This is a genomic window from Afipia sp. GW822-FHT03D08 (genome assembly GCF_058801645.1).
In genome coordinates this window covers 301,480-325,686 of record NZ_JBXANK010000003.1, presented here as the reverse complement: position 1 = coordinate 325,686, position 24,207 = coordinate 301,480, and the positions used below count along the sequence as shown (strand labels likewise).

Sequence of the window (24,207 nt, the reverse complement as noted above, 5' to 3'; positions counted from 1 at the left end):
CATTCTGGTTCCCTCCCCCCTTGCGGGGGAGGGACAGGGTGGGGGGTAAGCCGCGAAACCTGAGCGCCGTTTCACCCCCCTCCCCAACCCTCCCCCGCAAGGGGGGAGGGAGAAGTTTCGAGGTGCACGCAAATAATGTTGCGAAGCCTGAAACATCACCGCCCCAGATACACTTCGATGACGCGTTCGTTGTTCGAGACCTGATCCAGCGTGCCTTCCGCGAGAACCGAACCTTCATGCAGGCATGTGACGCGAACGCCCAGTTCGCGCACGAACGTCATGTCGTGCTCGACGACGACGACAGTCTTTTCCTTGTTAATCTCTTTGAGCAGTTCGGCGGTCTGGTGGGTCTCGACGTCCGTCATGCCCGCGACCGGCTCGTCGACCAGCAACAGTTTCGGGTCTTGCGCCAGCAGCATGCCGATCTCGAGCCATTGCTTCTGCCCGTGAGACAACGCACCCGCGAGGCGGTCGCGCGAATCCTTGAGGCGGATGGTCTCAAGCACGCGCTCGATACGCTCGCTTTCATCCGGCGTCTCGCGCCAGAACAGCGTGCCACGCACCCGATGATCGACATTCAGCGCCAGCAGCAGATTGTCCTCGATGGTCTGGCTTTCGAACACCGTCGGTTTCTGAAACTTGCGGCCGATGCCAAGCTCGGCGATCTGCGTCTCGTCAAGACGTGTCAGATCGGTCTTGCCGTCGAACAGTACGTCGCCTTCGTCCGGCCTGGTCTTGCCGGTGATGATGTCCATCATCGTGGTCTTGCCGGCGCCGTTGGGTCCGATGATGGCCCGCATCTCACCCGGCGCGATGGTCAGCGACAGGTTGTTGATGGCGTGGAAGCCATCGAACGAGACGTGCACGCCGTCGAGGTAGAGCATGGCCGAGGTTGCGCGGGTGTCCATGACATTCATATGCCCTACTCCGCTAAACCAGGTTTGAGGCCGGGCTTGCTCACACCGTCTTCCGCCGCAGCGCTGGCCTCATCGGCAGCAAGCTGCTCACGGCGGCCCGCCCACCAATCCTTGACGGTGCCGACGATGCCTTTGGGCAGCAGCAGCGTGACCAGAATGAACAACGCACCGAGCATGAACAGCCAGTACGGCGCGAGGACGCCAGACGTGAACACCGTCTTCGCGTAGTTGACGACGATCGCGCCGAGCGCAGCGCCAGTCAGTGTGCCACGGCCGCCGACCGCCACCCAGATGACGGCTTCAATGGAGTTGCCCGGCGCGAATTCGCCGGGATTGATGATGCCGACCTGCGGCACATACAGCGCCCCCGCGACGCCGGCCATGCAGGCCGACAGCGTGAACACGAACAGTTTGTAGTTCTCGACGCGGTAACCCAAAAACCGCGTGCGGGATTCCGCGTCGCGGATCGCGATCAGCACCTTGCCGAGCTTGGATGTGACGACGGCACGGCAAATCAGGAATGCGAGGGCCAGCGCGATACAGGACAGGATGAACAGCACGGCGCGTGTTCCCTGCGCCTGCACATTGAAGCCGAGGATGTCCTTGAAATCGGTCAGGCCGTTGTTGCCACCGAAGCCGAAATCATTGCGGAAGAACGCCAACAGCAGCGCGTAGGTCATCGCCTGGGTGATGATGGAGAGATACACGCCGGTGACGCGCGAACGGAACGCGAGCCAGCCGAAGCAGAACGCCAGCAGCCCCGGCACCAGCAGCACCATCAGCGCGGCGAACCAGAACATGTCGAAGCCGTACCAGTACCACGGCAGCGCCTTGTAGTTCAGGAACACCATGAAGTCCGGCAGCACCGGATTGCCATAGACGCCGCGTGAGCCGATCTGGCGCATCAGGTACATGCCCATCGCATACCCACCGAGCGCGAAGAACGCGCCATGGCCCAAAGACAGGATACCGCAATAGCCCCAGATCAGATCGATCGAGAGCGCGAGGATGGCGTAGCAGAGATACTTTCCGAACAGCGCCATCAGATAGGTCGGCACCTGCAACGGCGACGACGCCGGCAACAACAGGTTCGACAGCGGCACAAAGATGCCGACGGCGGCGACGATCAGCAGGAAGATCGTCGCGCTTTTGTTGAGCGAGCGGGTGAGCAGATACGGCATCATGCTTCCACCGACCGGCCCTTGAGCGCGAACAAGCCGCGCGGCCGCTTCTGAATGAACAGAATGATGAGCACCAGAATGGCGATCTTGCCGAGCACCGCTCCTGCCACCGGCTCGAGGAACTTGTTGGCCATACCGAGGGTCAGTGCTCCGACCAGGGTGCCCCACAGATTTCCGACGCCGCCGAACACCACCACCATGAACGAATCGATGATGTAGCTCTGACCGAGATTGGGACTGACGTTGTCGATCTGCGACAGCGCCACGCCCGCTATGCCGGCGATGCCCGAGCCGAGACCGAACGTCAGCGCATCGACGCGCGAGGTGGCGATGCCCATCGAGGCCGCCATGCGGCGGTTCTGCGTCACGGCGCGCATCTCAAGCCCGAGACTGGTGAAGCGCAGCATCCCGAGCAGAATGAAGAACACGGCGATAGTGAAGACCACAATCCAGAGCCGGTTGTAGGTGATCGTCATCTGGCCGATCTCGAACGCGCCGCTCATCCACGACGGATTGCCGACTTCGCGATTGGTCGGGCCGAACATGGTACGGACCGCCTGCTGGAGCACCAGCGACAGTCCCCATGTCGCGAGCAGTGTCTCCAGCGGGCGGCCGTAGAGGAAGCGGATGATGGTCCGCTCGATGACGACGCCAATGAGTCCCGCCACAAGGAAGGCGAGCGGCACGGCGATCAGCAGCGAGTAGTCGAACAGAGCGGGATAACTGGTGCGGATGACTTCCTGCACCATAAAGGTCACGTAAGCGCCGATCATCACCATCTCGCCATGGGCCATGTTGATGACGCCCATCACGCCGAATGTGATGGCGAGACCAATGGCGGCGAGCAGCAGCACCGAGCCAAGCGACAGGCCGTACCAGGCATTCTGCGCCGTCGCCCAGATCGCGAGCTTGCCCTGGATCGAACTGATGGCAGCGGCGGAGGTCCGCCCCAGCGCGGACGACGGATCGAACGACAAACCTGTCAGCAAAGCCAATGCTTCCTGATCGCCGCGATCGCGGATCACCGAGATCGCCTCGAGCTTGTCGGCTTCGGAGGCCTTCGGATCGAACAGCACGATCGCGGCCTTGGCTTCGGCAAACGCCCGCTTCGCGCCGCCGTTGGTTTCCTTCTGCAATGCGCCTTCGATGACCGGCAGGAAAGCCACGTCATGGGTCTTGAAAACAGATTGCGCCGCCTGAATGCGCTTCGCGGGGTCCGGCGACAGCAACGTCAGTCCGCCGAGCGCGGCGTCCACCGTGCGGCGCAGACGATTGTTGAGGCGCACCGCTACGGCGCCCGATGGCGCAGTCGCGGCTTCACCGGTCGCGGCGTCAGTGACCTTGCCGCTCTTGTCCTTGACGAAAACCTTCCTGCTCTGCGGATCGGCCAGCAGGCGGCCGTCCTGAAGTGCGTCGATGATCGGGAACGCAAGCGGATTGCCGCTGGTCGCGAGCGCACCGACGGCGGCTTCGGTATCGGAAAATGAATCGTTGGCGAACTGCGCGACCGCGTCTTCAAAGGGACCGGCCAGCACCGGCATGCCCGAGACGATCATCAATATCAGCACAATAGCCGCCGCACGGCAGCGATGAAGAACTAAGGAAAACACCTGACAACCCCGGCAGAGGTGAGAGGAAGGCGGCGACTGCCGCCGCCTTCCGGTCGTTTCAGATCAGAGCGTGATGGGTGCATCGCGCCGCGTGACGCTGCTCAGGAGCCCTGACCACCGCACTTGTTGGTCTTGGTGTTGAAGTTGCCGCACTTCTTGCCGACCCAGTCGCCAATCAGGTCCTTGGAGCCCTCAAGCTCCTTCGACCATGCATCGCCGGCCACGAGGCCAGGGGTCTTCCACACCACATCGAACTGGCCGTCGGCTTTGATTTCGCCGATGAACACAGGCTTGGTGATGTGATGGTTCGGAAGCATTTCCGACACGCCGCCGGTGAGGTTCTTGGCCTTGGTGCCGGGAAGAGCGTCGATCACCTTGTCGGCGTCGACCGAACCGGCCTTCTCGACGGCCTTCACCCACATGTTGAACCCGATCACATGCGCTTCCATCGGATCGTTGGTCACGCGCTTCGGATTCTTTGTGTAGGCCTGCCAGGCCTTGATGAAGGCCTCGTTCTCTGGCGTCTTGATCGACTGGAAGTAGTTCCAGGCGGCGAGATGGCCGACCAGCGGCTTGGTGTCGATGCCAGCGAGTTCCTCTTCGCCGACCGAGAACGCAACGACCGGAATGTCGGTCGCCTTGATGCCCTGGTTGCCGAGTTCCTTGTAGAACGGAACGTTGGCGTCGCCGTTGATGGTCGAAACCACTGCCGTCTTCTTGCCAGCCGAACCGAACTTCTTGATGTCGGCCACGATGGTCTGCCAGTCCGAGTGACCGAACGGCGTGTAGTTGATCATGATGTCTTCAGCCTTGACGCCCTTCGACTTCAGGTAGGCTTCAAGGATCTTGTTGGTGGTGCGCGGATAGACGTAGTCGGTGCCGGCCAGAACCCAACGCTGCACCTTCTCTTCCTTGGCGAGATAGTCGACCGCAGGAATCGCCTGCTGGTTCGGCGCCGCACCCGTGTAGAACACGTTGCGCTCGCTCTCTTCACCCTCGTACTGCACCGGGTAGAACAGGATCGAGTTCAGTTCCTTGAACACCGGCAGCACGGACTTGCGCGACACCGAGGTCCAGCAGCCGAACACCACGGACACCTTGTCCTTGGTGATCAGTTCGCGGGCCTTTTCCGCGAACAGCGGCCAGTTGGACGCTGGATCGACAACGACGGCCTCAAGCTTCTTGCCGAGAACGCCGCCCTTCTTGTTCTGCTCATCGATAAGGAAAAGCACCGTATCCTTCAGCGTGGTTTCGCTGATGGCCATTGTTCCGGAAAGCGAATGAAGGACGCCGACCTTGATGGTCTCCTGCGCCTTGGCCGCGCCGACCGTGGCGAGACCCAAAAAAAGACCTGCAGTTGCGGCCAGCCATTTGCGGCGGCTGAACGGTGCAACTGCGACGCTGCTGAAATGCGTAGTCATGCGATGTCATCTCCCTGACGCAGACGTGAAACGCTGTGCGACGGCCTTCGGCCGCCGGCGTTAAGGGAATCGCAAGAACTATGCCATGGGACAGATTTGCCTAACCTTTTGATTTTGCAGATCTAAATTCGGTTTCGGATCGCCCCGGATGACGCCTGCCCGTTTTTCAACCAGTTAAACTGACCTCCCTTTCGGCATTTGCATAAAAAATAATCAAAAATTATGCATTGTCTACAATTCAAGCAGGAAGCGGCCCGACAGGTCCGCCCCTACCAATTCCAGGCTCCTGCTGCCGCCCTCCGGTCGATTTCACCTTGAAAGCGCCGTGTTCCTGTTCCATATGAGCGCTACGACCTTGAGAATCATCAGGTCCTTGCGAGCCGCGTGTACTGATCCCGTTTACGGTTTCTGGCTTGCCCCTTCAGCTAACCAAAACCGACGCCCCAGACACGCGGGTGTCTCCGACACCCGCCCGCACCCGGCATCCGCTGGGCGCGCGCTGCGACTCATAGAAAGATACCCTTTTGACCTCCTTTCAGGATTTCGGCCTCGCCGATCCCATCTCGCGTGCACTTAAAGAAGAAAATTACGTCACGCCCACCCCTATTCAGGCTCAAACCATTCCCATCGCGATCACCGGACGCGACGTCATCGGCATCGCGCAGACCGGCACCGGCAAGACCGCGTCGTTCGCGCTTCCGATCCTGCATCGCCTGCTGGAAAACCGTATCAAGCCGCAGCCCAAGACCTGCCGCGTGCTGGTGCTGAGCCCGACCCGCGAACTCTCCGGCCAGATCCTCGAAAGCTTCAACGCCTACGGCCGGCACATCAAGCTGACCTCGGCGCTGGCGATCGGCGGCGTCCCGATGGGCCGCCAGGTCCGCTCCGTCATGCCCGGCATCGATGTCATGGTGGCGACACCCGGACGTCTGCTCGACATGGTACAGGGCAACGCCCTGAAACTCGGACAGGTCGAGTTTCTGGTGCTCGACGAAGCCGACCGCATGCTCGACATGGGTTTCATCAACGACATCCGCAAAATCGTCGCCAAGCTTCCGACGAAGCGTCAGACGCTGTTCTTCTCGGCGACCATGCCGAAAGACATCGCCGATCTCGCCGATCAGATGCTGAACAATCCAGCGCGTGTCGCTGTGACGCCGGTGTCTTCCACCGTCGAGCGCATTACGCAGAAGGTCCTCCAGGTCGATCATTCCGCGAAGCCCGCCATTCTGGCGCAGATCCTCAAGACCGAGCAGGTCAACCGCGCGCTGGTGTTCACCCGCACCAAGCACGGCGCCGACAAGGTCGTGAAAGGCCTCGTAAAGGCGGGGATTCCTGCTGAAGCCATCCACGGCAACAAGTCGCAGAACCACCGCGAGCGCGTGCTGGCGGCATTCCGCACCGGCGACATCCGCACGCTGGTCGCAACCGATATCGCCGCGCGCGGCATCGACGTCGACGGTATCAGCCATGTCATCAACTTCGACCTGACCAACGTGCCGGAAACCTACGTTCACCGCATCGGCCGCACCGCGCGCGCCGGAGCTGACGGCACCGCGATTTCGCTGGTGGCGGGCGGTGAGGAGCTTGGCTATCTGCGCGACATCGAAAGGCTGATCAAGGTCACCCTGCCGAAGGAAGATCGCCGTACGCCGGGACAGCAACAGCGCCCGGCCGCAGCCGCGCCCGCGCAGCATCACCGTCCGGCACGGTCAGGTGGTCACAGCCACAACGGACATAGCCCGCGTGCGAACGATGGCGCCCCCGGATCGAAGGGTCCGCGCCGCCGCCGTCGTCCGGGTGGAGCCGCCCCCGCGCAGGCAAACCGCTTCGAGGGCAATCGCCACGAGCAGTCCCGGCCGGCACAAGCCGGCAAGAGCGAGGGTATTCAGGGCGTCGCCTTCTTGCATCGTGAAAGCCGTCCGGCGCAAAATCAGCCCAATCGGAATCAGCGCCCGCAGCGGTCCTGAACCGGACCCGCGGACAGAATTAGCGAACTTGATTAGAAGGACTTGGAGACCCCTATGGCCAAAGAAGAGTTGATCCAGTTCGAAGGACTGGTGACCGAAATTCTTCCCGACGCACGCTATCGCGTCCAGCTCGATGCCGGACATGAGATCGTGGCCTACACCGCCGGGAAGATGAAGAAGAACCGCATCAAGACGCTGGCAGGCGACCGGGTGACCATCGAAATGTCACCTTACGATCTCGAGAAGGGCCGCCTGATTTTCCGTCACAAGGACGAGCGTCCCGGCGGCGCCGGCGGCCCACCCCGCGGCACCCCGCCACGCGGACAGTTTCGGCGCAGATAAGCGGGTTTCTCCGCATCATACGGATCGCGCATGGCACGCGTCATGCGCGATCTCCTGCTTCTGGAGCACGCTGGACGGGCATCAAAAATCCGCACCCGTCAGGATTGTTTCGGGGCCCATTTTCACGTAATATTGAGATATCGATCTTCGGCCGGACGACATAGCTATCCACCGGTACAGCCGGTTTAGACGCTGACGACCTCATCCAAATTTCGATCTCACCAGCCCATTTAGACGTGGGCTTTGACTATATCTATCTTGAGAAGGACTACCTGCGTGAGCATGGGAACAGTGAAGTGGTTCAACGCGACTAAGGGTTACGGTTTCATTCAGCCTGACGATGGCGGAAACGACGTGTTCGTTCACATCAGCGCCGTCGAGCGCGCTGGTCTGGGAACGCTGCGTGAGGGCCAGAAGATCAGCTACGAAATCGTTGCCGATCGCCGTTCGGGCAAGTCGTCGGCCGACAATCTCCGCGCCGCCGGCTAACTGAAATTTCTGCGGCTCACGCTGCGGAGTTTCGGATAACGAGAACCAGAACATCCAAAGGCCGTGCGGTTCGCACGGCCTTTTTGTTTTACGTTGTTGGAAGGCGTTTGCGGTCAGCTTGTATAGGTGACCGTGTCGGACTGGCGAGGCCGGGTGTAGCAGTTCTCAGACAGCGGCACGGTGGTCTGGATGATGTATCCGGTGATCGGTGTGAAGGTGTAAGTCACCTCACTCCAGATCAACTGCGTGTTCGCGACAAGAAGATCGGCCGGGATCGTTGTGATGACTGTATCCTTGGGATAGCCGGTCGTGACCGTGACAGAGCTGGCGCCGCTGACAGCGCCGGAGTAACTCCAGACCACCTTCGCATTCTTCGATGCATCGATGCTGACCGCGGAGATTCTCTGGGTCATCGTCGCCGGCGTGACGGCATACGGCGTCATGATGGCGCTGCCCATCTTGAAGAAGTTCGAGATGTCCGTGGACGATACTTTCGTGCCCTGCGAGACAAGGTCGGACAACGTGCGCGCGGTCAGCGTTACCTTGCGATCTACGGCCACGCCGCTTGAAACGTCGATCATTCCGAACAGCAGCGTCAGCATCAGCGGCACAATAAAGACGAATTCGACCGCAGCCACGCCGCGCTTGTCCTTGCCGAACCGGAGTACAAGCTGCCGGCTGCTGCGGACGTATTTGAAAAGCGAAATCAGCTTCATGATCGTTCGTCCATCAAGGTTCGACGCGGAACGCAGCAGTCGCTGCCAGGAGGCGTTTGCTGTTGGACGTGTTGCGTCCGATATTCGCGATGTTGTAGCCGAGCCCGGTCACGAACATCGGCCACTGATAAAAGGCGCGAACGACAACCGTGGCCGCGCTACCGGCGGGCGCCGTCTGATAGGTGAAGTTGTTGACGAAATTTCCCGATCCATCGATCGGGTCGGTGATGTTGACTGTCGTGCCCTCGGCGTATGATTTCACATCGACGTAAACGTCGGTGCAGGTAAACATTATACTGACGCGGTTGCAGAGATCCTGCTTGAACTGGGCCTGGGTCATGCCGGCATCCTGCGCCTGGTGCGTCAACATCAGGCGCGCCGAATCCTGCGTGCCTGTCTCCAGAATCTGCGCGGCGAAAAACACCAGCGCCGTCTCAATGACAGCGAACAGCAACACGAAGAAGATCGGTGCGACGAACGCGAATTCGACGGCGGCGGAGGCTCGCCGGTCGCGGCGAAACCGGCGCAGTGCCTTGTTTATTGCGTTCATGGATGTCGCGGGCGGGCGCATCGGGCTATCCTCGGCATGCAGCGGGAAATAACTACCGCCGAGAATAGACGACAGAGATTGTCGAATGCTTGCTCCTGATCAGAACAACATGCGGCGCGGAGTTAACCGGTTGTTAACGAATCAGCCGGTGCCTGGTCTCAGGGGCGCGCGCCGGCGGTGGTGGCCTGGTTGTTCAGGACGTTGGTCTGGCCGAGAGCGGTCTCGAAGTAAGACCGCCCGTCGCCGAGGGTCACACGCCGCTGGCAGTCGGGCGTGCAACTGTAAGACTCACGCTCCAGACCGCGGTAGACAGTGACCATCTTGTCCGCAGGGCCTTCAACCTGGATGGAACGGCTGGCCAGAACCTCACCGGCACGATCCATGGCGATCATGTTGGTTGAGCCGTAACCCTTGCCGGTCACAACCACCATCCCGCCGGGCTGAACGTTAACGTCCGCGATCAGGGGGTTTCCGACCACGATGGTCGCAACCTTCTCGGGCAGCTTCACCACCTTTGCCTGATCGACGAAGACCGCAACGGATTCATCGCCGGTTCCGGCGAACGTCGCGATCGGACACATCAGGAAACCGGCAACGAGAAAGCGCAGCGCTACGGCTTTATGCGCGTAACGGTGCGAGACATTGATCGACATACTTTACTCCGGGGCGTGTACAAGCCGGCAAAAGCGATACGCAGCGGTGCCGGCGCCCGACATGGCAAATCTGACGTTAATTGATGAATGAACTGCAAACAGCGCATGAATGAAGATCGCGTGCCTTTACCGCGCCGGGCACTTAACAACGGGAAATCACCGCAATTTGCCCAGTGCCGTTAAACCGGCATTTACCGTCAGCAAGAAGATGCGGATACCTCAGGCTTTCAGCAATCGAATTAACTGCGTTGCAATTCCTGCTGCGTAGGTTGACGCCATGGTCACGGTGGTTTCCGCCCCCGCAACGGCCAGAGTTCTACAGCCACGTGTACAAATGGAGTTATAGATGACCAAGCTCGTTGCTCGCTTCGTCAAGGACGAATCCGGCGCCACCGCGATTGAGTATGGCCTGATTGCTGCGGGCATTGCGCTCGCAATCATCGCCGCCGTGAACGGCCTCGGCACCACCCTGAACACGAAGTTCACCAACATCAACGCCTCGATCAAGTAATTGATCGCGTCGGGATGAAGAAAAGGCTTCGGGAAACCGAAGCCTTTTTTGTGCCCGGATCATTCCGACGGAAGTCCAGTAAAGCGTATGAAGCCGTCTCCCGCCGAGAAACGCACTAATTTCGGGCACCTCTTCATGTCGCTTTCCCGCGATGAGCCGACCCGGCTGGTTTGTGGGGCCCTGGTCCTTGCCTTGTTCGCGGTTCTGTTCCGGATCGCCAGCATCTGGCCCGGCGCGTTTTAATATTGTTCATTTCTGCCGGTTAGCCTGCGGTGTCGCTCAATCGGACCGAGAGGAGCGGATTTGACATTCGCCTCCCATCCGGCCGCGAGTTCGCGATGCGAATGTTAGAATCGGACCACCAGTTCCCGCGGCTCAATCTGTCAGACCCGGCAAACCCATGATCCTTGATCTCGCGCGCGTCTTCCTGTTTCCCGCATTGATGGCCTTCGCCGCGGCAAGCGATCTCTTCACAATGACGATCCCCAACCGGATTTCGCTGCTGCTGGTGGCGGGCTTCTTTGTTCTGGCCGGTTTCAGCGGCATGCCGCTGTCCGAAATCGGCATGCATGTGGCGGCGGGCCTGACAGTGCTGGTCATCGCCTTCGCCTGCTTCGCTTTCGGTTGGATGGGCGGCGGCGACGCCAAGGTCGCAGCCGCAGCCGGGCTCTGGTTCGGGTTTCCGCCGCTCGCCAGCTATCTGGTCTATGCCTCCCTGTTCGGCGGCGCGCTGACGCTCCTGATGCTTCAGTTCCGGCAATGGCCGCTGCCGTACTCGCTCATTTCACAGGAATGGCTGCAACGGCTCCACCGCAAGGACAGCGGCATACCGTACGGCATCGCCCTCGCACTCGGCGCGCTGATGATCTATCCCGAGACCGAATGGATGAAAGCCGTCGACCTCACCCGCTTCATCGGCCACTGAACCTTCGCCGTTCAGACTCGGCAAATCCGTTTCCGCCACACAACATGCTGGTGACACTTGCGGACTTGAGAGCCGCAGCACGTCGGCAACGTCTCATTAACGCGATTTAGATACGCCTCATTAACCATGCTTTGACGTTTAGCTGGTCAAATCCGACCACAGCGACAGGTCCGTCGCGGCGTGATGTGGAAAGTGAAAGCGTATGAATACCGCGCGGATTGTCGTCCTGGCCATTGCCGTCTGCGCCGGCGGCGCTGCTGCATATCTTGCAAGCGGCTCCGATCCGAAGCCGGTCGCAGCGCCAACGACAATGGACACCACCGACGTTCTGGTTGCCCGCATCGACATTCCGCTCGGTCAGACCGTCACGCCTAACGATATCGCATGGCAGGGCTGGCCTTCCGCGACGGCAAGCTCCAGCTTCATCCGCCGCAACGACCAGCCCGAGGCAATGACCCAGATCGTGGGATCGATTGCACGTTCGCCGTTCCTTGCGGGCGAACCGATCCGTGAAACCAAGCTCGTCAAGGGCAACGGCTCCGGCTTCATGGCGGCCATCCTGCCGAGCGGCATGCGCGCGATTTCAACGGAAATTTCGCCGGAAACCGGCGCCGGGGGCTTCATCCTGCCCAACGACAAGGTCGACGTCATTCTCACCAAGCGCGAGAGAGTCGCCAGCCGCAGTGGCACAAACGACGTCATCAACTCTGAAATCATCCTGAGCAACATCCGCGTTCTCGCCATCGACCAGACAGTCGGAGAAAAGGACGGACAGAAGGTCGTGGTCGGCAAGACCACCACCCTCGAGTTGAAACCCGATCAGGCCGAAACGCTGGCGCGTGCGCGCCAGGCGGGCACCTTGTCGCTCGCGTTGCGCAGCCTGGTCGACGCCAACCGCAACGACATCAACATCGACGACGGCACCAAGAGCGACAGCGTCAATGTCGTTCGCTACGGCGTCACCACGACAATGACGACACGGAAGTGATCGAGAGGACGGATACGATGAGGCGAGAGGGACATCAGGCACCTGTACGGACCTTCATGGTGCGTGCCCTGTCGTTTGCCGCGGTTTCCGCGCTGACGCTGAATCCGGCCCTGTCGCCGGTGATCGCGAGCGACTACCGCACGCCGGCAGCCGCGGCTGTCGCGTCGAATGGCGGCCAGTTGAATGCGCGCTTCCTTCCGCTCGGCATCGGAAAGTCCGTCGTTATCGACCTGCCGCGCGACATCAAGGACGTTCTGGTTGCGGACCCCAAGATCGCCAACGCCGTGGTCCGATCGGCGCAGCGCGCCTACATCATCGGCGCCGCCGTCGGTCAGACCAACATCGTTTTCTTCGACACGTCCGGTCAGCAGATTGCCGCTTACGATATCGCGGTGACGCGCGATCTCAACGGTGTCCGCGCCGCACTGAAACAATCGTTCCCGCTGTCCGATATCCGGATTGAAGGCGTCGGCGACGGCGTCGTGCTGTCGGGTTCGGCAGCCAGCCCGGTCGAGGCGCAGCAGGCGCAGGAAATGGCGGCACGTCTGGCCGGCGGCCCGGACAAGGTCGTGAACAGCATCGCGGTTCGCGGGCGCGATCAGGTGATGCTCAAGGTCACCGTGGCTGAAGTTCAGCGCGACATCATCAAGCAGTTGGGCGTCGATCTCAGCGCCACGATGAACTACGGCACCGCGGTCGTGAACTTCAACAACACCAATCCGTTCACCGCATACGGCCGCCCGCTGGTCGCCGGCAACAGTCTGGTTGGCGCGGCCGGATCGGCGACAAATCTGCTTGGACAGCGCGTTCCGGCGGTCACCGCGACGCTGCGCGCGATGGAAAGCGCCGGCGTCGTCCGCACGCTCGCGGAACCGAACCTCACCGCGATTTCCGGCGAATCCGCGACCTTTGTCGCGGGCGGCGAATTCCCGCTTCCCAAGGGTTATACCTGCGACCCTGTCTCGCGGGCCTGTACCACCCAGATCGATTTCAAGAAGTTCGGTATTACCCTGAACTTCACGCCGATCGTGCTGTCCGAAGGCCGGGTCAGCCTGCGCGTGCTGACCGAAGTCTCCGAACTGTCGCCCGACAACTCGATCACCCTCGATCAGTCGGGAAACACCCTGACCATTCCGTCGGTCAAAACCCGCCGCGCCGAAACCACGCTTGAAATTCCGTCGGGCGGCTCGATGGCGATGGCCGGCCTGATCCAGGAACAGACCAAGCAATCCATCAACGGACTGCCCGGACTGGCGCAGTTGCCGGTGCTCGGAACGCTGTTCCGCAGCCGCGACTACGTCAACCGCAACACCGAACTGATGGTGCTGGTGACGCCCTTCGTAGTCCGCGCGGTCGCGCAGAAGGATCTGTCGCGTCCTGACGACGGCTTCGCCGACGCTGCGGACCCGCAGTCGGACCTTCTTGGCAACATCAACCGCATCTACGGCGTTCCCGGACGCGCGGAGCCCGGCCGCAAGTATCGCGGCACTTACGGCTTCATCACCGACTGAGATGGGACAAGGATAGTAACGATGACGATGCGAGTACCCAATCTCAAGCGCAGCCTGCGCGTCGCGGTCGCCCTTCTCGGGGCGTCTGCCGCGTTGGGAGCCTGCACGCACACCGATCAGGATACGCCGACGAGCAGCATCCCGAACGATTACCGCCAGCGCCATCCCATCGTGGTTCAGGAAGCGAACCGCACGACCGAAGTCTTCGTCGGCACCGGCCGCGGCGGCCTCACCGCTGCGCAGCGCTCGGATATTGCCGGTGTCGCCGAGACCTGGCTACGCGAAGGCACCGGCGGCATCATCATCGATATGCCGGCGAATACGCCTAACGCACGCGTGGCGAACGATTCTTTGCGTGAGATCCAGGGCATCCTGGCCGCCGCCGGTGTGCCGCCGCGCGGCATCACCGTCAGGAGTTATCGTCCGGCCGATCCCCGGCAGTTTGCGACAATCCGGGTCAACTATCCGCGGATCGTCGCGGATGCCGGTCCCTGCGGCGTTTGGCCGGAAGACCTCGGCCCTTCCATCAAGAACAAGAGCTATTACGAAAACCGGCCGTATTACAATCTGGGCTGCGCAAGTCAGCGCAATCTTGCAGCGATGGTCGACAATCCGTCCGATCTCGTCCAGCCGCGCGCCGAAACGCCGGCCTATACACCTCGTCGCAACGTCGCCTTCGACAAGTACCGCAAGGGCAACACGACGACGACCGCATATCCTGAAGCCGAGAAGGCCAAACTGAGCGAAGTAGGCAAATGATTAGTTACGCGCGCCAGGATCAGGAGGACGGGGCGGCCTCGACCGCCGCCGAGGAGCATATCGCGCCAGCGCCGCGCGTGTCCGTCCAGGCCTTCTGCGAAACTGTTGAAACCGCGGCAGCCGTACAGGCTGCCGGCGAAGACCGGCGGCTGGACAAGGCGCATCTCAAGATTCAGATGGGCGGCATGGCGGCTGCCATCGAGGCGTACCGCACAGCGCCGACCCCCAACGTGATCCTGCTCGAGACCGAGGGCCGCAACGACATCCTTTCGGGCCTCGATCAGCTTGCAACGGTTTGCGACGCCGGTACGCGGGTGATCGTGATCGGCAAAGTCAACGACGTCGTTCTCTACCGTGAACTCGTCCGCCGCGGCATCAGCGACTATGTCATCGCACCGGTTGCGCCGCTCGATGTCGTCCGCTCGATCTGCGGCCTGTTTTCGGTTCCGGAAGCCAAGGCCGTCGGACGGATCATTGCCGTGGTCGGCGCCAAGGGCGGCGTGGGCGCATCCACCGTGGCGCATAACGTTGCGTGGGCGATCGCACGCGATCTGGCGCTGGATTCGGTGGTCGCCGATCTCGATCTGGCCTTCGGCACCGCGGGCCTCGATTACAATCAGGACCCGCCGCAGGGGATTGCCGACGCCGTGTTCTCTCCCGACCGCATCGATACGGCTTTTGTGGACCGGCTGCTCTCCAAGTGCACCGACCATCTCAGCCTGCTCGCCGCGCCTGCGACCCTCGACCGGGTGTACGATTTCGGGGCGGATGCGTTCGATTCGATCTTCGATACGCTGCGCACGACGATGCCCTGCATCGTTCTCGACGTTCCGCATCAGTGGTCCGGATGGACCAAGCGCGCGCTGGTCGGCGCCGACGATATCCTGATCGTCGCGACCCCCGATCTCGCCAATCTGCGCAACACCAAGAACATGTTCGATACGTTGAAGGCCGCGCGGCCCAACGACAGGGCACCTCTGTACTGCATCAATCAGGCCGGTGTTCCCAAACGGCCCGAGATCAACACCAGCGAATTCGCGAAGGCTATCGAAAGCCCGCCGATCGTGACCATTCCGTTTGAGCCGCAAATCTTCGGCGCAGCTGCGAACAATGGACAGATGATCGCGGAAATCGCCGCCAATCACCGCACATCCGAGATGTTCTTGCAGATCGCGCAGCGCCTGACCGGCCGTGGCGAAGCCAAGAAGCCGCGCAATTCGTTTCTGGCACCTCTGCTCGGAAAGCTCCGGGCCAAATAGACTTTCGCGTGGAGTACCGTCGTGTTTGGTAAGCGTAGCGGATCAGAAGTCGATGGCCGGGGGACTCAGCCCGCGGACCGTGGGCACGTGACAACACCGGCCGCCGCAAAGCCGGCGGTGGCGAACGTCACATCGCCGCCGCTGTCGCCTGCCCGCACCTCCACACCCGCTCCTGTCGTCGAAGCACGGCGCTCGGACACCTACTATCAGGTCAAGGCCACGATCTTCGGGGCGCTGATCGAGGCCATCGACCTCGCACAGCTCGCAAAGCTCGACGTCGAGTCCGCGCGCGAGGAAATCCGCGACATCGTCAACGAGATCATCGCGATCAAGAACATCGTGATGTCGATCGCCGAGCAGGAAGAACTGCTCGACGACATCTGTAACGACGTTCTCGGTTACGGCCCGCTCGAACCGCTGCTCGCGCGCGACGACATCGCCGACATCATGGTGAATGGCGCCGGCACTGTCTTTATCGAAGTCGGCGGCAAGATCCAGAAGACCGGCATCCGCTTCCGTGACAACCAGCAGCTTCTCAACATCTGCCAGCGCATCGTCAGCCAGGTCGGCCGCCGCGTCGACGAATCCTCGCCGATATGCGACGCCCGTCTCGCCGACGGGTCGCGCGTCAACGCGATCGTGCCGCCGCTGGCCATCGACGGCCCCGCGCTCACCATTCGTAAGTTCAAGAAGGACAAGCTGACGCTTGATCAACTGGTCAAATTCGGCGCGATCACGCCCGAAGGCGCTCAGATCCTGCAGATCATCGGCCGGGTGCGCTGCAACGTGCTGATCTCCGGCGGCACCGGCTCAGGTAAAACCACGCTGCTGAACTGTCTGACCAACTACATCGACGAGGACGAGCGCGTCATCACCTGCGAAGACGCAGCGGAACTTCAATTGCAGCAGCCGCATGTCGTGCGCCTCGAAACGCGTCCGCCGAACATCGAAGGCGAAGGCCAGGTCACCATGCGCGACCTCGTCAAGAACTGCCTGCGTATGCGGCCGGAACGTATCATCGTCGGCGAAGTCCGCGGACCCGAGGCGTTCGACCTGTTGCAGGCGATGAACACCGGCCACGACGGATCGATGGGAACGCTGCACGCCAACAATCCCCGCGAAGCCCTGTCGCGCTGCGAATCCATGATCACCATGGGCGGTTACTCTCTGCCGTCGCGCACCATCCGCGAGATGATCTGCGCCTCGATCGACGTGATTGTACAGGCAGCCCGCCTGCGCGACGGCTCGCGCCGTATCACCCACATCACCGAAGTGATGGGGATGGAAGGCGACACCATCATCACCCAGGACATCTTCCTCTACGACCTGATGGGCGAAGATCTGAACGGCAACATTATCGGCCGGCATCGCTCGACCGGCATCGGACGTCCGAAGTTCTGGGAACGTGCCCGCTACTACAATGAGGAAAAGCGGCTCGCCGCGGCGCTCGATGCAGCCGAAGTTGCAGAGGTATAGGAGCGCCCATGAACATGCAGGCGCTGGCACTGGCTTTCCTCTCCGCCGTCACGGTGGGCGGTCTCGCATGGGTTTTCATCTATCCGCTACTCTCCGGCGAGAAGCAGACCGAGAAGCGCGTCCAGTCCTTTGCGCGCGCCGAACCTGCATTGCGCATCGACGACCGGTCGCGCACGCGTCGCGTAGCTGTCGAAGACTCGATCAAGGAGCTTGAACAGCGGCTCGCCGAGTCCAAGAAGATTTCGATCGAGAACCGTATCTCCCAGGCGGGCATGAGCTGGACCAAGCAGCAGTTCATGATCGGCTCGGGGGTTCTCGGCGCGGCCGCTCTGATCGGGTCCTATCTTGCAGGCGCGCCCCCACTCGCATCGCTGGGCTTTGGCTTGGGCGCAGGCTTCGGATTGCCGCGCTGGGTGCTGGGCTTTCTCAAGAAGCGCCGTGAAACCAAGTTTCTCGATGCCCTGCCGGACGCCGTCGACGTCATCGTCCGGGGCATCAAGGCCGGCCTTCCGCTGTTCGATTCGATCAAGGTCGTTGCCGCCGATGCGCCGGAGCCGCTGCGCAGCGAATTCAATGCGATCATCGAAACCCAGACCATCGGCATGCCGCTTGGCGACGCCTGCCAGCGTCTTTACGACAGAATGCCGCTGCCGGAAGCCAACTTCTTCGGCATCGTGATCGCGATTCAAACCAAGTCGGGCGGCAACCTGTCGGAGGCTCTCGGCAATCTCTCGAAGGTGCTTCGCGATCGCAAGAAGATGAAGGCCAAGATTCAGGCGATGTCGATGGAAGCCAAGGCCTCGGCCGGCATCATCGGCGCGCTGCCGCCGCTCGTGATGCTCATGGTCTACATCATGACGCCCGAATACATCTCACTGCTCTGGACCCATCCGACCGGACGGCTGATGCTGGCGGGCTGCGTGCTCTGGATGTCGACCGGCATCATGGTCATGAAAAAAATGATCAACTTCGATTTCTGACGAGGAACCATGGTCGATCTTCTCATCGAAAAGTTCCACGACGCCAGGTTCATGACGATGCTGATGGCGGCGATCGCCGCCGCAGCAGCAGCCTACGCAGTTGTGGCGCCGATGTTCGCCGGCGACGGACTGGCCAAGCGCATGAAAGCCGTCGCCAGCGAACGCGAGCGGATGCGCCAGCGCGAACGCGACCGGCTCAACCGCAACGAGAAAGTTTCGCTGCGCCAGACGCCGAAACAGGTTGTCCAGCGGGTGGTCGACGATTTCAACCTCGGCAAGTGGGTGGCTCAGGAGGAAGCGCGCGACAAGCTGGTGATGGCCGGCTATCGCGGTCAGGCGCCTTACGTCACGTTTCTCTTCTTCCGCCTTGTCATGCCGATCGTGTTCCTGATCTGCGCCATTCTCTATGTGTTCGTGATCTCGAACATGCAGCAGCCGACGGCGATGAAAATCGGCATGTGCCTGGGCGCGACATGGCTTGGCATGCAGGCGCCCATGCTGTTCCTGAAGAACGCCATTACCAAGCGCCAGTTGTCGATCCGGCGCGCATTTCCGGATGCGCTCGACCTGCTGCTGATCTGCATCGAATCCGGCATGTCGATCGAAGCGGCGTTTCGCCGGGTGAGCCAGGAGATCGGCAGCCAGTCGATCGCGCTGGCGGAGGAATTCTCGCTGACGACCGCGGAACTCTCGTATCTCCAGGACCGCAAGATGGCCTACGAGAACCTCGCCAAGCGGACCGGCACGGAGGGCGTGAAGTCCGTCTGTCTGGCCCTGCAACAGTCGGAGCGCTATGGCACGCCGCTGGGACAGACGCTGCGCGTGATGGCTCAGGAAAATCGCGACATGCGCATGAACGAGGCCGAGAAGAAGGCGGCCGCCTTGCCGCCGAAACTGACCGTGCCGATGATCGTGTTCTTCCTGCCCGTGCTGTTCGTGGTCATTCTCGGCCCGACCGGCATCAAGGTCTCGGAATACATGAAGTGATGTGAGCGGCGCCGGTCAGGCGCCGCGACATCGTTCAGCCTCAAGACAGCAGAAATGAAGCGTGGCCTATGAACGGCTGGGCTCTGCCACGGCCGTTGTGCGCGGACCTCGTCCGCCGCCATCGCGGCTGAGCATCTGCTTCAGATAGGCGACATTGGCTTCCGCCTCTTCAGCGGGAAGGTCTGCCTTCACGATGGTTTCGGCTTCCGCGAAGCGTCCCTGAAGCCCGACCACCAGTCCAAGATTCTGGCGAACGCGGGAATCCGCCGAGCCGCGATTATAGGCCCTGCGCAGCACCGACTCGGCCTTGGGCAGATCCTTGGACAGAACATAGGACATGCCGAGATTCGACAGCACCGATGGCTCTTCCGGGGCAATCTTCAGCGCGCTCGCGTAATAGCGGCGAGCCTCCTCGTGATTGCCGAGCTGATCGAGCGTCGTTCCCTGCACCGACAGAATGCGCCAGTCAGGATTTGCCGGCGTATGGGCACGGGTCAGGATGTCGAACGCCTGCTGAAAATTTCCGTTGTCCGCCAGCGCGCGGCCATAGGCTGCCAGCAACGATTTGTTGCCAGGGTTGGCGATGGTCGCCTGCTCCAGCACCGCAACGGCCTGCTGGCGCTGCCCGTTCAAACGCAGGGACTGGCCATATTGAAGCGCGGCCGCGGCGTCGCGCGGATTGGCACGGTAGCGTTCGCCGTAAGCCTCGATCTCATCGCGCGAAGCAACACCCGGCCCTGCTTCGGCACGGGCATTGAGCGATCCGGTAATATCGGGCGAGCGCGCGGTCTGGCAGCCGCCAAGGCTGGTCGCGAGGAGCGCTGCGACCGCGGCGGACCCAAAGTACCTGGCGAAACGGGATGGATTACGCATGACGCTTGGACTCGCTATCGAGGTTTGGCGAAGCCGGATGACGCCAGCAATAGACTGTTAACCCTAATGGCTGGTTAATTCCCCCGAGCGGCGACGGTGCCCGCCCCTGCGCCTCCCGATCGGAAAGACATGTAAAAACACGATCTTGGGCCTGCTGCGCAGTGCGGCCGCGCTGCTATAGTGAGCATCTGTCACGCACCCTGTCCGGGAACTCCATGCATCCAGCCTTCCAGAACGCCTCATCCGCCGTCCCCATTACCTTTGCCACCAAATCGACCTGGGACGCCGTCAGCGCTACCCTTCCCGCCGCGGCCCGGCGGTTCGCGGCGGCCAATGCCTTCACCGCAAAGCCCGGCCAGTATCTCGCGCTGCCGGCGGAGGATGGATCGCTCGCCCATGTCGTGTTCGGCATAGAGGATGCCTCCAGCGAGTGGCGCGATCTTTTCCGGCCGGGACAATTGCCCGGCCTGCTGCCCGCGGGCACCTACAGTTTTACGAATCAGCCGCACGACACCCGGCTTGCAGCGCTTGCCTTTGCGCTCGGCAGTTACCGGTTCAATCGCTACCGCAAGAACGATGCACCCGGCGCACGACTCGTCCCGCCCGACGGCATCGACATGGTTGAACTGACGCGCATGGCGGACGCCGCGGCACTGGCGCGCGATCTCATCAACACACCCGCCAACGACATGGGGCCGGACCAACTCGCGCAGGCCGCACAGGCGCTCGCCGAAAAGTTCGGCGCGGCCTATAGCTGCATTATCGGCGACGACCTGCTGAAACAGAATTTCCCGCTGATCCATGCGGTCGGCATGGCATCGACCCGCGCGCCGCGCCTGATCGACATCACGTGGGGCGACGCATCGCATCCGAAAGTGACGCTGGTCGGCAAGGGTGTCTGCTTCGACACCGGCGGGCTCGATCTCAAGCCGTCGAGCGGCATGCTGATCATGAAGAAGGATATGGGCGGCGCAGCCAACGTGCTCGCGCTCGCTCAGATGATCATGGATGCGAAACTCAAGGTTCGCCTGCGTGTTCTGATTCCCGCTGTCGAGAATTCTGTCGCGGGGAACGCCTTTCGCCCGCTCGATATTTTTCCCTCGCGCAAGGGCGTCAATGTCGAGATCGGCAACACCGATGCAGAGGGACGCCTCGTGCTCGCCGACGCACTGGCGCTGGCTGACGAGGAGAAGCCCGATCTGCTGATTGATCTTGGCACACTGACCGGTGCTGCGCGCGTCGCGCTGGGGCCTGACCTGCCGCCGTTCTACACAAACGACGAAACGCTCGCAGCCGACGTCGCGCGCCACGCCCGCACCGAGAACGATCCGCTGTGGAGGATGCCGCTGTGGATGCCGTACGATTCGTGGCTGGATTCCAAGACCGCCAATCTCAACAATGCGCCGGGCGGCGCATTCGCAGGGTCGATCACCTGCGCGCTTTTCCTGAAGCGCTTTGTCGAAAGTGCCAAGAGCTGGTTGCACGTCGATATCTACGGCTGGACGCCCTCGGCGAAGCCCGCCCGTCCCGAAGGCGGCGAATGCCAAGCCGCGCGCGCGATCTACAAATTGTTGAGCGAGCGGTATGGCTGATCTCCCCCGCGACCCCAGGCTCACACCCGCACGGCCTGATCTTGCCGCGAAGCATCTCGAAGGCAAGGTGACAGCGGCGCGATTCGCCGAAGGGATCGAGTTTGAAGTCTTCGATCCCATTGCGCCGGTCCGGCGCGAGCCCTCGCACGACGCAGCATTGGACACCGAGGCGCTGAAGGGCGAGCGCGTCGTCATCTACGATCGCGATGCGGAAGGATGGGCGTGGGGCCAGCTCAAGACTGACGGCTATGTCGGATGGCTCCCCGACAATGCGCTGGTTCAGCCGCGCTCGACACCCACGCACAAAGTCACGGCGCTGCGCACCTTCGCGTTTCCGGGACCTTCGATCAAGCTGCCGCCGGTAGAAAGCCTGCCGCTCGGCGCATATATCGAAGTCGTGAAGACCGAGGGCGGCTTCGTCATCACCAGCCAGCGGCATTATCTGCCTGCGCAGCATGTGGCGCCGCTTAACACCAATGAGATGGATTTCGTTGCCATTGCGGAACGCTTCGTCGGCACGCCCTATCTGTGGGGCGGCAGGACGAGCCTCGGCATCGATTGTTCGGGACTGGTCCAGACCTCGCTCGCCGCCGCGGGCATCGCCGCGCCGCGCGACAGCGACATGCAGGAAGGCGCTTTGGGAACGGCGTTGCCACCGTCGCAATGGCATGATCTCAAACGCGGCGATCTGATCTTCTGGAAGGGCCATGTCGCAATCGTGCGCGATGGCAGCACCATCGTCCACGCCAACGCGCACCACATGGCGACAGCCATCGAGCCGACAGACGTAGCCATCGCGCGCATCAAGGCCGAAGGCAGCGACGTGACCAGCATCAAACGGTTGCGCTAACTTTCACAAATCCGGCACGATGTTCGGCGCGGCTTCGATGTTGAACGCTGCGGCGAACAGCGCGCGCGTATAATCGGATTTCGGATTCTTGAAGATATCCGCCGCGGCACCTTCTTCCACCACCTTGCCGTGACGCATCACGATCAGGTTGCTCGCCAGTGAAGCCACCACGCGCAGGTCATGCGAAATGAACATGTAGGTCAGGTCACGCTTGCGTTGCAACTCGCGGAGCAGATCGACCATCTGCGCCTGGAACAGCATGTCGAGGGCGCTGGTCGGCTCGTCCAGCACCACGAAGTTCGGCTCCAGCACCACGGCGCGTGCGATACTGATGCGCTGACGCTGGCCGCCGGAGAATTCATGCGGATAACGGAAGCGCGTCGCGGGATCGAGACCGACATCCTTCAGCGCCTTGATCACCCGTGCCTCGCGTTCGTTCTCGCTCAGCGACGGCTGATGCACACCCAAGCCCTCAGCAACGATGTCGCCGACCGACATGCGCGGGCTGAGCGCCCCGAACGGGTCCTGAAACACGATCTGCATGTCACGCCGGACCGGACGCATCTCCTTGAACTTCAGGCCCTGAATATCCTTGCCGAGAAACACGATCGGCCCGTTCGATGAAATCAGGCGCAGCAACGCGAGGCCGAGCGTGGTCTTGCCCGAACCCGACTCGCCGACCACGCCGAGCGTTTCACCCTTGCGCACCCTGACACTGACGCCATCGACCGCCTTGATGTGGCCGACGGTCTTGCGCAGCAGCCCGCGCTTGATCGGAAACCAGACCTTCAAATCATCGGACGACATCACCACCGGCGATTCCGGCCGCGGCGGCGCGGGATCCGGCTTCGGCTCCGCCGCCAGCAGCGCCTTGGTGTAAGGATGCTGGGCCGCGGTGAAGACCTGTTCCACCGGCCCCTGCTCGACAATCTTGCCGTTGTTCATGACACAGACCACATCGGCGATACGCCGCACGATGCCGAGGTCGTGGGTGATAAACAGCATGCTCATGCCGAGGCGCTCGCGGATATCGGCCAGGAGCTTGAGAATTTGCGCCTGCACAGTGACGTCAAGCGCAGTGGTCGGCTCGTCGGCGATCAAAAGGTCAGGCTCGTTCGCCAGCGCCATCGCTATCATCACGCGCTGGCGCTGTCCGCCGGACAACTGATGCGGATAGCTGGCGAGGCGCGTTTCAGGTTCCGGAATGCCGACCTGCGTCAGAAGCTCAAGTGTCCGCGCCCGTGCCGCCGCGCCGCGCACGCCGCTGTGCAGATAGATCACTTCGCTGATCTGCGCCTCGATGGTGTGCAGCGGATTGAGGGACGTCATCGGCTCCTGGAAAATGATCGAGATGTCGTTACCGCGAATGCCGCGAATCTCGTTCTCGCTCATCTTGAGCAGGTCCTGCCCCTTGAAGCGGATGCTTCCGCTCGGATGATGCGCCGTGGGATACGGCAGCAACTTCAGCACAGACAGCGCGCTGACGGATTTTCCCGAACCGGATTCCCCGACCAGCGCCACGCACTGTCCGCGCTCGACCGAGAACGAAATCTTGTCGACTGCAATACTTTCATTGCCGGCCTGACGGAACGCCACAGACAGGTCGCGGACATCGAGCAGGGGCTGGTTGATGGAATCCAACATGGC

At 61.7% G+C, this 24,207-nt stretch carries 23 protein-coding genes; 14 read left to right on the top strand and 9 right to left on the bottom strand.

Annotated features, from left to right (window positions below; genetic code table 11):
• Nucleotides 1-155: 155 nt before the first annotated feature.
• The 4 genes from urtD to urtA form a co-directional block, all read right to left on the bottom strand.
• Nucleotides 156-917, bottom strand: a complete 762-nt coding sequence (urtD, locus tag AC1RM7_RS20685) for an urea ABC transporter ATP-binding protein UrtD (RefSeq protein ID WP_006022724.1) — start codon at nucleotides 915-917, stop codon at nucleotides 156-158.
• A 5-nt stretch (nucleotides 918-922) separates the two neighbouring features.
• The gene (gene urtC / locus AC1RM7_RS20680) at nucleotides 923-2,101 is read right to left on the bottom strand and encodes an urea ABC transporter permease subunit UrtC (protein ID WP_024919602.1); all 1,179 of its coding nucleotides are present in this window, start codon (nucleotides 2,099-2,101) and stop codon (nucleotides 923-925) included.
• On the bottom strand, nucleotides 2,098-3,654 hold the full coding sequence (gene urtB / locus AC1RM7_RS20675; protein WP_051472484.1) for an urea ABC transporter permease subunit UrtB: 1,557 nt from the start codon (nucleotides 3,652-3,654) through the stop codon (nucleotides 2,098-2,100). Before urtB ends, urtC begins: the two co-directional genes overlap by 4 nt.
• Nucleotides 3,655-3,809: 155 nt before the next feature.
• On the bottom strand, nucleotides 3,810-5,129 hold the full coding sequence (gene urtA / locus AC1RM7_RS20670) for an urea ABC transporter substrate-binding protein (protein ID WP_006022727.1): 1,320 nt from the start codon (nucleotides 5,127-5,129) through the stop codon (nucleotides 3,810-3,812).
• Between the two features lie 524 nt (nucleotides 5,130-5,653).
• Here urtA and AC1RM7_RS20665 point away from each other — a divergent pair.
• From AC1RM7_RS20665 to AC1RM7_RS20655, 3 genes are all read left to right on the top strand, one after another.
• Complete coding sequence (locus AC1RM7_RS20665) at nucleotides 5,654-7,099, top strand: DEAD/DEAH box helicase (protein WP_024919604.1); 1,446 nt, start codon at nucleotides 5,654-5,656, stop codon at nucleotides 7,097-7,099.
• A gap of 54 nt (nucleotides 7,100-7,153) precedes the next feature.
• A complete protein-coding gene (gene infA / locus AC1RM7_RS20660) occupies nucleotides 7,154-7,441 on the top strand; it encodes a translation initiation factor IF-1 (protein WP_006022729.1) in 288 nt (95 codons plus the stop codon).
• A 276-nt stretch (nucleotides 7,442-7,717) separates the two neighbouring features.
• Nucleotides 7,718-7,930, top strand: a complete 213-nt coding sequence (locus tag AC1RM7_RS20655; protein ID WP_002714433.1) for a cold-shock protein — start codon at nucleotides 7,718-7,720, stop codon at nucleotides 7,928-7,930.
• Nucleotides 7,931-8,043: 113 nt separating this feature from the next.
• Here the strand turns inward: AC1RM7_RS20655 and AC1RM7_RS20650 are convergent, their stop codons facing one another.
• The 3 genes from AC1RM7_RS20650 to AC1RM7_RS20640 form a co-directional block, all read right to left on the bottom strand.
• Complete coding sequence (locus tag AC1RM7_RS20650; protein ID WP_024919605.1) at nucleotides 8,044-8,646, bottom strand: TadE/TadG family type IV pilus assembly protein; 603 nt, start codon at nucleotides 8,644-8,646, stop codon at nucleotides 8,044-8,046.
• Between the two features lie 13 nt (nucleotides 8,647-8,659).
• Nucleotides 8,660-9,217 carry a TadE/TadG family type IV pilus assembly protein gene (locus tag AC1RM7_RS20645; protein WP_006022731.1) on the bottom strand — a complete coding sequence of 186 codons (558 nt, stop codon included), beginning with the start codon at nucleotides 9,215-9,217 and terminating at the stop codon, nucleotides 8,660-8,662.
• Nucleotides 9,218-9,354: 137 nt separating this feature from the next.
• Entirely contained in the window at nucleotides 9,355-9,849 is a 495-nt protein-coding gene (locus tag AC1RM7_RS20640) for a pilus assembly protein N-terminal domain-containing protein (RefSeq protein WP_006022732.1), read from the bottom strand.
• Nucleotides 9,850-10,195: 346 nt separating this feature from the next.
• Between AC1RM7_RS20640 and AC1RM7_RS20635 the strand changes: the two genes are divergently transcribed.
• The 9 genes from AC1RM7_RS20635 to AC1RM7_RS20595 all read left to right on the top strand — a co-directional run bounded on the left by AC1RM7_RS20635 (nucleotide 10,196) and on the right by AC1RM7_RS20595 (nucleotide 19,245).
• Nucleotides 10,196-10,360 (top strand): Flp family type IVb pilin, encoded by a 165-nt coding sequence (locus tag AC1RM7_RS20635; protein WP_006022733.1) that lies wholly within the window; start codon nucleotides 10,196-10,198, stop codon nucleotides 10,358-10,360.
• 400 nt (nucleotides 10,361-10,760) lie between these two features.
• Nucleotides 10,761-11,285, top strand: a complete 525-nt coding sequence (locus tag AC1RM7_RS20630; protein ID WP_006022734.1) for an A24 family peptidase — start codon at nucleotides 10,761-10,763, stop codon at nucleotides 11,283-11,285.
• Nucleotides 11,286-11,487: 202 nt separating this feature from the next.
• The gene (cpaB, locus tag AC1RM7_RS20625; protein WP_006022735.1) at nucleotides 11,488-12,273 is read left to right on the top strand and encodes a Flp pilus assembly protein CpaB; all 786 of its coding nucleotides are present in this window, start codon (nucleotides 11,488-11,490) and stop codon (nucleotides 12,271-12,273) included.
• Nucleotides 12,274-12,290: 17 nt separating this feature from the next.
• On the top strand, nucleotides 12,291-13,784 hold the full coding sequence (locus AC1RM7_RS20620; RefSeq protein ID WP_492837415.1) for a type II and III secretion system protein family protein: 1,494 nt from the start codon (nucleotides 12,291-12,293) through the stop codon (nucleotides 13,782-13,784).
• 21 nt (nucleotides 13,785-13,805) lie between these two features.
• Nucleotides 13,806-14,543, top strand: coding sequence for a CpaD family pilus assembly protein (locus AC1RM7_RS20615; protein WP_024919607.1), 738 nt, complete (start codon nucleotides 13,806-13,808; stop codon nucleotides 14,541-14,543).
• Nucleotides 14,540-15,802, top strand: a complete 1,263-nt coding sequence (locus AC1RM7_RS20610) for a CpaE/TadZ family protein (RefSeq protein WP_006022738.1) — start codon at nucleotides 14,540-14,542, stop codon at nucleotides 15,800-15,802. Before AC1RM7_RS20615 ends, AC1RM7_RS20610 begins: the two co-directional genes overlap by 4 nt.
• Nucleotides 15,803-15,823: 21 nt before the next feature.
• Complete coding sequence (locus AC1RM7_RS20605; RefSeq protein WP_024919608.1) at nucleotides 15,824-17,278, top strand: TadA family conjugal transfer-associated ATPase; 1,455 nt, start codon at nucleotides 15,824-15,826, stop codon at nucleotides 17,276-17,278.
• 8 nt (nucleotides 17,279-17,286) lie between these two features.
• On the top strand, nucleotides 17,287-18,258 hold the full coding sequence (locus tag AC1RM7_RS20600) for a type II secretion system F family protein (RefSeq protein ID WP_024919609.1): 972 nt from the start codon (nucleotides 17,287-17,289) through the stop codon (nucleotides 18,256-18,258).
• 9 nt (nucleotides 18,259-18,267) lie between these two features.
• Nucleotides 18,268-19,245, top strand: a complete 978-nt coding sequence (locus AC1RM7_RS20595; RefSeq protein ID WP_006022741.1) for a type II secretion system F family protein — start codon at nucleotides 18,268-18,270, stop codon at nucleotides 19,243-19,245.
• 66 nt (nucleotides 19,246-19,311) lie between these two features.
• Here the strand turns inward: AC1RM7_RS20595 and AC1RM7_RS20590 are convergent, their stop codons facing one another.
• Nucleotides 19,312-20,118 (bottom strand): tetratricopeptide repeat protein, encoded by an 807-nt coding sequence (locus AC1RM7_RS20590; RefSeq protein ID WP_024919610.1) that lies wholly within the window; start codon nucleotides 20,116-20,118, stop codon nucleotides 19,312-19,314.
• Between the two features lie 215 nt (nucleotides 20,119-20,333).
• Between AC1RM7_RS20590 and AC1RM7_RS20585 the strand changes: the two genes are divergently transcribed.
• Nucleotides 20,334-21,710, top strand: a complete 1,377-nt coding sequence (locus AC1RM7_RS20585) for a leucyl aminopeptidase family protein (protein ID WP_024919611.1) — start codon at nucleotides 20,334-20,336, stop codon at nucleotides 21,708-21,710.
• A complete protein-coding gene (locus AC1RM7_RS20580; RefSeq protein WP_024919612.1) occupies nucleotides 21,703-22,560 on the top strand; it encodes a C40 family peptidase in 858 nt (285 codons plus the stop codon). The genes AC1RM7_RS20585 and AC1RM7_RS20580 overlap by 8 nt, the downstream gene beginning before the upstream one ends.
• A 3-nt stretch (nucleotides 22,561-22,563) precedes the next feature.
• On the opposite strand, the gene AC1RM7_RS20575 is transcribed toward AC1RM7_RS20580, so the two are convergent.
• The gene (locus AC1RM7_RS20575) at nucleotides 22,564-24,201 is read right to left on the bottom strand and encodes an ABC transporter ATP-binding protein (protein ID WP_024919613.1); all 1,638 of its coding nucleotides are present in this window, start codon (nucleotides 24,199-24,201) and stop codon (nucleotides 22,564-22,566) included.
• Nucleotides 24,202-24,207 lie beyond the last annotated feature (6 nt).

Excerpts from the sequence above, each read along its gene's own strand:
- AC1RM7_RS20640 (WP_006022732.1), bottom strand. The coding sequence starts at position 9,849 with ATGTCGATCAATGTCTCGCACCGTTACGCGCATAAAGCCGTAGCGCTG.
- AC1RM7_RS20585 (WP_024919611.1), top strand. The coding sequence starts at position 20,334 with ATGCATCCAGCCTTCCAGAACGCCTCATCCGCCGTCCCCATTACCTTT.
- AC1RM7_RS20595 (WP_006022741.1), top strand. The coding sequence starts at position 18,268 with ATGGTCGATCTTCTCATCGAAAAGTTCCACGACGCCAGGTTCATGACG.
- urtC (WP_024919602.1), bottom strand. The coding sequence starts at position 2,101 with ATGATGCCGTATCTGCTCACCCGCTCGCTCAACAAAAGCGCGACGATC.
- AC1RM7_RS20615 (WP_024919607.1), top strand. The coding sequence starts at position 13,806 with ATGACGATGCGAGTACCCAATCTCAAGCGCAGCCTGCGCGTCGCGGTC.
- urtB (WP_051472484.1), bottom strand. The coding sequence starts at position 3,654 with ATGATCGTCTCGGGCATGCCGGTGCTGGCCGGTCCCTTTGAAGACGCG.
- AC1RM7_RS20590 (WP_024919610.1), bottom strand. The coding sequence starts at position 20,118 with ATGCGTAATCCATCCCGTTTCGCCAGGTACTTTGGGTCCGCCGCGGTC.
- AC1RM7_RS20610 (WP_006022738.1), top strand. The coding sequence starts at position 14,540 with ATGATTAGTTACGCGCGCCAGGATCAGGAGGACGGGGCGGCCTCGACC.
- infA (WP_006022729.1), top strand. The coding sequence starts at position 7,154 with ATGGCCAAAGAAGAGTTGATCCAGTTCGAAGGACTGGTGACCGAAATT.
- AC1RM7_RS20620 (WP_492837415.1), top strand. The coding sequence starts at position 12,291 with ATGAGGCGAGAGGGACATCAGGCACCTGTACGGACCTTCATGGTGCGT.
- AC1RM7_RS20580 (WP_024919612.1), top strand. The coding sequence starts at position 21,703 with ATGGCTGATCTCCCCCGCGACCCCAGGCTCACACCCGCACGGCCTGAT.
- AC1RM7_RS20650 (WP_024919605.1), bottom strand. The coding sequence starts at position 8,646 with ATGAAGCTGATTTCGCTTTTCAAATACGTCCGCAGCAGCCGGCAGCTT.
- AC1RM7_RS20645 (WP_006022731.1), bottom strand. The coding sequence starts at position 9,217 with ATGCGCCCGCCCGCGACATCCATGAACGCAATAAACAAGGCACTGCGC.
- cpaB (WP_006022735.1), top strand. The coding sequence starts at position 11,488 with ATGAATACCGCGCGGATTGTCGTCCTGGCCATTGCCGTCTGCGCCGGC.
- AC1RM7_RS20635 (WP_006022733.1), top strand. The coding sequence starts at position 10,196 with ATGACCAAGCTCGTTGCTCGCTTCGTCAAGGACGAATCCGGCGCCACC.
- AC1RM7_RS20630 (WP_006022734.1), top strand. The coding sequence starts at position 10,761 with ATGATCCTTGATCTCGCGCGCGTCTTCCTGTTTCCCGCATTGATGGCC.
- urtA (WP_006022727.1), bottom strand. The coding sequence starts at position 5,129 with ATGACTACGCATTTCAGCAGCGTCGCAGTTGCACCGTTCAGCCGCCGC.
- urtD (WP_006022724.1), bottom strand. The coding sequence starts at position 917 with ATGAATGTCATGGACACCCGCGCAACCTCGGCCATGCTCTACCTCGAC.
- AC1RM7_RS20600 (WP_024919609.1), top strand. The coding sequence starts at position 17,287 with ATGAACATGCAGGCGCTGGCACTGGCTTTCCTCTCCGCCGTCACGGTG.